General features: G+C 46.7%; 1 protein-coding gene. It reads left to right on the top strand.

The genetic code is table 11. The annotated features are described in order from the left end of the window. The first annotated feature begins 14 nt into the window (after nt 1-14). Complete coding sequence (locus CLV51_RS13705; RefSeq protein ID WP_106528585.1) at nt 15-9335, top strand: SDR family NAD(P)-dependent oxidoreductase; 9321 nt, start codon at nt 15-17, stop codon at nt 9333-9335. Nucleotides 9336-9353: the final 18 nt, after the last annotated feature.

The following is a 9353-nucleotide window of genomic DNA, read 5'->3' on the forward strand; positions in this document are numbered from 1 at the left end:
ATTCCCATCATAAGATGACAGATATTTTTCAATATATTTTGCAGGAATTGAAGAGTGGCCGGATTACCAAAGAAGAGGCCATGGAAATGATCCGTGCTTCCCAGCAGACAACGGAAGTACCACCGGTAGATAAGAAGCCCAGTGGAATTGCGTTGCAGCCGTTATCTGGCAACGGACAGCTAAAGGTAACTGATAACGGAACCAGCGCCAAAGTATCACTTCCTCCTGTATCGTTGCCTTCCAGCCATACAGTACCCGGAGCTGCTGCGGAGAAACCACCGGTTAAGGAAGCCATTGCAAAAGAAGAGGTCCCGCTTATTCCGTTGCAGCAATTGCAGGAGGAACTGACAGCCAGCCTGGCTGATGCCCTGTACATGGAAGTTGCAAGCATCCATCCCTCCAGAAGATTTATTGAGATGGGATTGGATTCTATCGTGGGAGTGGAATGGATCAGAGCTGTGAACAGGAAATATCGTGTATCCGTTTCCGTTACTAAAGTATACGATTATCCTACTATTATTGAGTTTGCTGAAATACTGCAAGCTGAAATAGCTCAAAAGCAAAAAAAATCTGTTCCGGAAAAGACGGTTGATAACGTCAAAGAATATACGATAAACCCGCCGCAACAATTGATCAACGACCCGGGCGAATATTATGGGCTGGTAGTTGACAGTGTGCATACATTAAATGAAGTACAGCTGCAGCAATGGCCTGTTCAGGAGCCGGCTCCTGATGAGGTAATCATCGCAGTAAAGGCTTCCGCTATCAATTTCCCGGATGTGATGTGCGTGAAAGGATTATATCCTACTATGCCCGATTATCCCTTTGTACCTGGTTTTGAAGTGGCCGGTGTTATCACAGCAACGGGCGCTGATGTAAGTGGTTTTGTTATTGGTGAGGAAGTGGTTGCCATCACAGGAAAACAGTTAGGTGGGCATGCAGCTTATGTAAATGTTCCGGCGGCAAATACGGTTCGTAAACCTGTAAATGTATCTTTTGAAGAAGCTTGTAGTTTGCCGGTGGTTTTTGGTACGGTATATACCGCATTTGAAATCGGTGCGCTGGCAAAAGGAGAACAGGTACTGATACAAACTGCCACCGGAGGCTGCGGTCTGATGGCAATACAGCTGGCTAACCTGAAGGACTGTACGATTTATGGAACTGCCGGCAAAACTGCTAAGCTGGAAGTTTTGCAGCAGCTGCAGGTGCCGTATGTAATGAATTATAAAACTAACGCCTTCGATAAGGAAATACTTGATATCACTAAAGGCAGAGGAGTAGATGTGGTGTTGAATATGTTATCCGGCGACGGTATACAGAAAGGGATCAATTGCCTGGCTCCCTCCGGACGTTACCTGGAGTTGGCTGTGCATGCATTGAAAGTAAGTACCATGCTTGATCTGTCGCGGCTCACGGCTAATCAATCTGTTCACAGTATTGATCTGCGCCGTTTAGGTTTTGACAAAGGGGTGTATGGAAAAGAAGTACTGCAACGGATGGTAGACTGGGTGGAAGAAGGGAGGATCATACCCATTGTATCCCGCATCTATCCTGTAAGCCAGTTAAAAGATGCATTGGCTTATGTAGATCAGGGACAGCATATCGGGAAGGTCATTATCAGTCATACGCAACAGGCGATGACTGACCATACGGCCGAATGCATACAGAAGATGATAGCGCATAAACAGTCTGCTGTAAAATATCATAATACGGATAATACACCGGTTCAAAAAGGTGTGATTACTCCTGTCATACCTGCTTATGAAGGCATTGCAGTCATCGGTATGTCTGGCCAGTTTCCACAGTCAGGAAATGCAGATATCTTCTGGGAGAATATAGCGCAAGGCAAAGATTGTATTACTGAAATTCCGCCGGACAGATGGTCGATAGCTCAATATTATGATCCGCAACAGCCACCTGGAAAAACCAATTGTAAGTGGATGGGTGCTGTAACAGATGCCGATTGTTTTGATCCCTTATTTTTTAATATTTCTCCTGTAGAAGCAGAGCTGATGGATCCGCAACAGCGGTTGTTCCTGGAAAACTGCTGGCATTGCGTGGAAGATGCCGGTCTTGATCCCGATGTTTTATCCGGTAGCCGCTGTGGTGTTTTCGTAGGCTGCGGTACAGGTGATTATGGTCAGGTGATGGATCAGCAACGGTTGAGTGCACAGGGATTAATGGGTGTATCTACTTCCATCCTCAGCGCAAGGATCTCTTATCTGTTAAATCTGAAAGGACCTTGTCTGGCAATTGATACGGCTTGTTCATCATCGCTGGTAGCCATAGCAGAGGCCTGTAATAGCCTGGTACTTGGCACCAGTGATCTGGCACTTGCGGGCGGTGTATGTGTATTATCAGGTCCGCTTACACATCTGCTCACCAGTCAGGCAAATATGTTATCGGAAAACGGGCGTTGTTTTACGTTCGATAACCGGGCGAATGGTTATGTACCCGGAGAAGGAGCAGGTGTGATCTTATTAAAAAGATTATCAGATGCTGTGCGGGATAAAGATCCTGTATATGGCGTTATTCGTGGCTGGGGCATCAATCAGGATGGTAAAACCAATGGTATCACTGCTCCCAGCGTTAATTCGCAGATTGCCCTGGAGAAAGAAGTGTATCAACGTTTTAATATTGATCCAGCAAATATTTCTCTGGTAGAGGCACACGGTACAGGTACCAAACTGGGTGACCCGATAGAAGTGGAAGCGCTTATTGCTTCGTTCCGTGCATTTACGGAAAAAGAACAATACTGTGCACTGGGCTCTGTAAAAAGTAATATAGGCCATCTGCTTACGGCCGCAGGGTCAGCCGGGATCATCAAAGTGCTGAAAGCAATGCAGCATAAGCAACTGCCGCCTACTATTCAGTTTCATACACTGAATGAACACATTGACCTGGAAAATAGTCCGTTCTATATTAACACACAGCTGCGCAACTGGGAAACAGCTCCCGGCAAATTACGTCAGGCTGCTGTGAGTTCTTTCGGTTTCAGTGGCACCAATGCACATATTGTAATAGAAGAATATGAGAACGTTGCTCCTGTTAAAGAAAAGAGCAATGAGCCATTGATGTTTGTGTTATCTGCCCAGAGTGCTGCGCAATTAAAAACCAGCGCAGTTAATCTGAGAGCAGCCCTTATTGCTCAGCAGGATCTCCGGCCCGCAGATATTGCCTACACCCTGCAAACAGGCCGGCAGGCAATGGAATACCGGATGGTGCTGTTAGCAGATACGGTGGCAATGCTCCTGCAAAAACTGGAAGTTTTTATACGCGGGGAAATCATGGATGATATGGTAACCGGACAGGTAACCGGTGGTATAGGTCAAACAGCTTTAAAGGAAGCAGCGGAAGAAACGGCATTATGGATCCGCCAAAAGAAGCTGCATAAAATTGCAGCATCGTGGGTGAAGGGAATCCCTGTTAGCTGGAAGCTGCTGTATGAAGGTGAGTTACCGCATATCATACACCTGCCTGTTTATCCATTTGCGAGGGAACGTTACTGGGCAGACAACGGCAGTACCCGCAGTGATAACGTTAACGAGGGTACGAAAAATAATCCGAAAGGTGAAGTGCTTCATCCTTTGTTGCACAACAATGTTTCGGGTTTTGCAGGTATCCGCTTCAGCACTGTTTTTACCGGTACAGAATTTTTTCTGGAAGATCACCGTGTGAAAGACCAACGTTTGTTGCCGGGAACAGCCTACCTGGAAATGGTGCGTGCTGCCATACAACAGGCAGCCGGACAACAACAGGATGGAACGTATCTGCAGTTAAACCGGATTGTATGGGCAAGGCCTATAGTAGCTGATGGCGCACCCGTAACGGTACAGGTACTTCTTCATCAAAAAGATCATCAGGAAGCAGGGTTTGAAATCGATCATATCAAAACAGAGGACGCTGCAATAAACTGCTTTGCAGGAGGGGCAGTATGGATTTCTTCAGGCCCGGTTCCGATAGCAGATATTACAGCGATTCGTGCACAATGTAACGGCTATATATTTTCAGGAGAGGAATGTTATGACTACTTCCGGTCCGTTGGCATTGCTTATGGCAGCGGATTTCAGGCAATCAGCAAATTGTATGCAGGTGATAACCAGGTATTGGCAGAACTGGTATTACCTGGTATAATCAGGAATACGTTTACGGATTTTGTATTGCATCCCACCATGATAGATGCTGCTTTACAGGCATCTGTAGGTTTTGTGTTGCATAATAAGCAAGGAGACAGCAAAACCGTATTGCCTTATGCATTGGATTCACTGGACATTTACCAGGCATGCACAACGCATATGTGGTCGCATGTACGTTTAAGCACATCTTTTACAACAGATGAAAATGTGCGTAAACTGGATGTGGACCTGTATGATCTTTCCGGAAAGTTATGTGTCAGGATGAAAGGTTTTGCCTCCCGGGTAGCCGCCGGAAATGTGGTTTCCCGGCAAGCGATGCCGGTGAACGAAGACCCGCTTTCAGGAACGCTTATGCTCACACCTGTGTGGGAGCCGACACCCATCGTGCCATTACCTTTTACCACCGGAAGCAATATCCGCGTCCTGCTGGCCGGAGGTACGGCAGCAGAACAAAATACATTACTGGCTTATTATCCGCAGGCGCAGGTACTTCATGCCGGATCAGCTGATCTGGCAGCTCAGTTGCCGGACGGACTTACACATATCATCTGGATAGCTGCCGGCAGTGAAGGACAACTACTTAATCATCGTTCTTTGATAAGCGCCCAGGAGGATGGGGTATCATGTTTCCGGCTGATCAGGGCATTGCTGCAGAAGGGTTATGGCAGGCATACGCTGGACTGGACATTTATTACAAGACAATGTATCGCCATCGATAAGCAGGAACATACAGATCCTTCCCATGCAGCATTACACGGCCTGGCAGGTTCGCTGGCAAAGGAATACCCGCACTGGCTGGTACGTTTGGTTGATCTGCCAACGGACATGGATATACGCTGGAAAAACATATTATCCCTGCCCGGAGAAAGTCAGGGTAATGCCCTGGCTTACCGGCAGGGACAATGGTATAAACAGCAGCTGGCACTGGTAGAACAATTTCCTGTAACTGCATCGTTATATCGCAGAGGCGGGGTGTATGTTGTAATAGGCGGTGCAGGCGGTATTGGCCGTGCCTGGACCGAATATATGATCAGGACTTACCAGGCGCAGGTAGTCTGGATAGGGCGTCGTGCAGCAAATGAAGAAATTTTGTTACACCAGCAACAGCTGGGCGCAGCAGGGCCTGTACCGGAATACATCAGCGCTGATGCCGGCAATGTAACAGCATTGAATGAAGCCCGTGCAGCAGTAATACGTAAATACGGACGTATAGATGGCATTGTGCAATCGGCTATTGTGTTGTCTGATCAAAGCCTGTCGCAGATGGAGGAGTCTGCATTCCAGGCAGCCTTGCATGCGAAGGTAGCAGTGAGCATTTGTTTGGCGGAAGTATTCGGAAGAGACAGACTGGATTTTGTACTGTTTTTCTCTTCCATTATCAGTTTCCTTAAAAATGCGGGTCAGAGCAACTATGCTGCTGGCAGTACTTTTGAGGATGCCTTTGCACAGTATCTTTCACAACACTGGTCCTGCGCTGTAAAAACAATGAACTGGGGTTACTGGGGTAGCACCGGCATTGTGGCAGCGAGTGATTACCGTCAGCGTGTAACCGCGGCCGGTATAGGTTCTATAGAGCCGCCGGAAGCAATGACTGCGCTGGAATCCTTGTTGAGCGGACCGTTCAGCAGTATTGCACTGCTGAAAACCACCCGTCCGCTATCAGCTGAAAATATAATGCCGCTTGAAAAAATCAGCGTATATCCGGCACCGTTATACAATGGTATGACTCCTGTATTTTTTACGGGAATGAATAACAAAAATACCATGCGGGATACCGGCATGGAACAGATAAAGAAAGAAAAGGAGCAGCAACTGGTACAGCTGGATGCGTTGTTATGCAATTTGTTGTGGGGACAGTTGCAGCATATGGGCCTGTTCAGCGAAAGGCAGTCAACTTTTGCAGCCCTCAGGGCAGCCATGAAATTACCGGCATCCTATCATCGCTGGCTGGAGGAAACATTATCAATTCTCAACAGCCATCATTATATAGATTATCATGACGGGCATTATACAGTCAACGTTATAGCGCAAGTGGATATGGCACTTGCCTGGCAGCAATGGGAAAAACAAAAAATGGCGTGGCTGGAAGATGCCAGTATGCAGGCTCACTTATTACTGGCAGAACATACACTGCGTGCCCTGTCTCAAATCCTGACCGGCAAACAGATAGCTACGGATGTGATATTTCCCGGTTCTTCCATGGCGTTGGTAGAAGGTATTTATAAAGAGAATAAGATCTCCGGTTATTTTAACCAGGTACTGGCTGATTGTACAATAGATTATATACAAAAAAGACTGGCCGCTAACCCGGCACATAAGATCCGGCTGCTGGAAATAGGCGCCGGCACCGGGGGGACAAGTACTGTATTGTTCGACAGATTACGTCCTTTTACATCCGGCATTGCAGAATATTGTTATACAGATATTTCAAAAGCATTTCTGCTGCATGCGGAAGAAATGTACGGGCCACAGGTGCCTTACCTGCAATGCAAACTGTTTGATACCACACAGCCTGCAGCTTCACAGGGAATAGAAGCGGGCACTTATGATATTGTAATTGCTGCCAATGTATTGCATGCCACCGCTAATATTCAACAGGTGCTTCGCAACATTAAAGCATTGCTGCCTGCACATGGACTGTTGTTGTTACACGAATTGAGCAGGAAAGCGCTGGTAGCGCATCTTACCTTCGGTTTACTGGACGGATGGTGGTTGTATGAAGATGAAATATTACGTATACCGGGATCTCCGATAGTAGCACCGGATACCTGGGAAACAATACTGCGAAGGGAAGGATTCAGTAACATTGTTTTCCCGGCAGCCGTTGCACACGACCTGGGACACCAGGTAATAGCCGCTGCCAGCGATGGCATTGTAAGGCAGTCACTTCGTTTACCGAAGCAGCAGGTACTTGCAGCAGATAGCGCTGTGACACAGGCCCCTCCGCCTGCGCATCACTTACAGGCAGCAGATGTAACGGTATCAGCACAGCAGCTGGTAAAAAAGATTTTGTCTAAAGTGCTGAAGCTGCCGCAGGAAAGGATAGGATTAAACACTGCTTTTGAAAAATATGGTATTGATTCTATTCTGCAGGTAATCCTCATAAGAGAACTGGAAAAGGTGACAGGTGCATTGCCTGCTACCTTGTTCTTTGAATATGTAACAGTACAGGAATTGGCGGATTACCTGGCCACGAATTATGCCAGCTGCTTGTCTGTTCCTGCAGCAGCCAATGTTGATGCACCGGTTCCTGTAACAGATAACGTAGTTGCAGATAAAATTCCTGCATTGGCTGTTCCCCCCGTTCTGCCAACAGACACACGGGAGACGGACGATATTGCCATCATAGGGATGAGCGGTCGTTACCCGTTGTCAGCAGATATCACCGCATTCTGGGAACATCTGAAAGCAGGTGATAACTGTATCCGGGAAACACCTGCTCATCGATGGAATGGGGTAGAGCATCACTATGGTGGTTATCTCGATAATACAGACAAATTTGATCATCATCTTTTTGATATTGACAGCAAAGATGTATTTGCACTATCGCCGGAAACCCGGATGTTCATGGAAGTGGTGTGGGAAGCATTGGAAGATGCAGGCTACAGCAGGCATACATTGCGGGAATGGCAAACCACGCATGGGACCGGAGCTGGTGTGTTTGTAGGTGCCATGTATAATCAATATTCCTGGTGCATGCCATCACCGTCATTGGGAGAGCTTAGCTCTAATGCTACTGAATGGCATATTGCTAACCGGGTATCACATTTCTTTCATCTTACCGGCCCCAGTCTGGTGGTTAATACTGCCTGTTCTGCCTCACTTACCGCCATTCACCTGGCTTGTGAAAGTTTGAGAACAGGTAATTGCAGTATGGCTGTTACCGGAGGAGTGAACCTTACATTGGTTGCCTCCAAATATGCAGCGCTGCAACAAAAAGATTTACTGGGAAATGGAAATGAAAGCAGGAGTTTCGGCATCAATACTGGTTTTATTCCTGGTGAAGGTGCCGGTGTGGTAATATTAAAACCGCTTTCACTGGCACTGAAAGATAATGACCAGGTACTGGGTATTATTAAAGGCAGTTTTATCAATCATAGTGGAGGCCGGCAATTATACAATGCGCCCGATCCCAAACAACAGGCACAGCTCATTATAAATTCTCTTCGCCGTTCCGGTACAGATCCCGCTACCATTGGTTATGTGGAGTCTGCCGCCAATGGTTCTGCGCTGGGTGATGCTATTGAAGTGATCGCCCTGCAACAGGCTTTTGAATCTTTTACCAATAAAAAACAATTCTGTGCATTAGGTGCGGTAAAGTCGAATATCGGACACCTGGAAGCTGCTTCCGGTATCTCCCAGTTAAGCAAAGTTTTATTGCAGCTGAAACATAAAACGTTGGTGCCTTCCATTAATGCAGTTCCACGGAATCCGAATATAAAGTTGGATCGCACCGCTTTTTATTTACAGGAAAGCCTTAGCCCATGGCCTGCCTTACAGGATGATGTTACAGGAAAAATACTGCCGAGAAGAAGTATGATTAATTCTTTTGGTGCAGGAGGCGCTTATGCTAACCTGGTCATTGAAGAGTACATATCGCAGCAGCCAATTGTTGATACGGTATCTGGTAAACAACTGTTTATTTTTTCAGCGAAAACCCCTGTAAGTCTTTGGCTGTATCTGGAAAAGTTACAGCATTTCCTGGAAAGGAATCCTGACTTATCGGCATCAGCTATTGCCTCCACTTTATTAAGGAATAACCAGTACCTGCCTTACAGAGCTGCTATAGTGGCTGCTTCTGTTGAAGAGCTGGTGGCCGGGCTTATATTATTGCTGGAAACAAAGAATACGGTATCGCAACAAGGCGTGTATCTGGCTGCTGAACCACCGGAAGAAGATGCTGCTGATGACGGATTAGTGCAAACTGCAGCAACAGCGAATAGCGATATGCATGAATTAGCCGTAAAATGGATTACCTGGTCGCCTGTTGACTTCAGCAGATTGATGGCAGTTTATAAAGGAGCGTTGATAACGTTACCGAAATATGCCTTCGATCACAGGCTGGTGTTTGATCCCCGTCGCATAAATGAGCAGCAGCCAGTGGCTGATTCCATCACACTTACCTACCGGCAGATATTGGAACAGTTGTCTAATGGCGAATTATCAAAAGAAGAAGCCATGAAATTCATTCAAGCATAGAAAACCCTGGATATGAAA

This window comes from Chitinophaga niastensis (assembly GCF_003014755.1).
GTDB lineage: Bacteria > Bacteroidota > Bacteroidia > Chitinophagales > Chitinophagaceae > Chitinophaga > Chitinophaga niastensis.

What these genes read in the sequence shown, in the direction of transcription:
- CLV51_RS13705 (WP_106528585.1), top strand. Translation starts at nt 15, where the DNA reads ATGACAGATATTTTTCAATATATTTTGCAGGAATTGAAGAGTGGCCGG.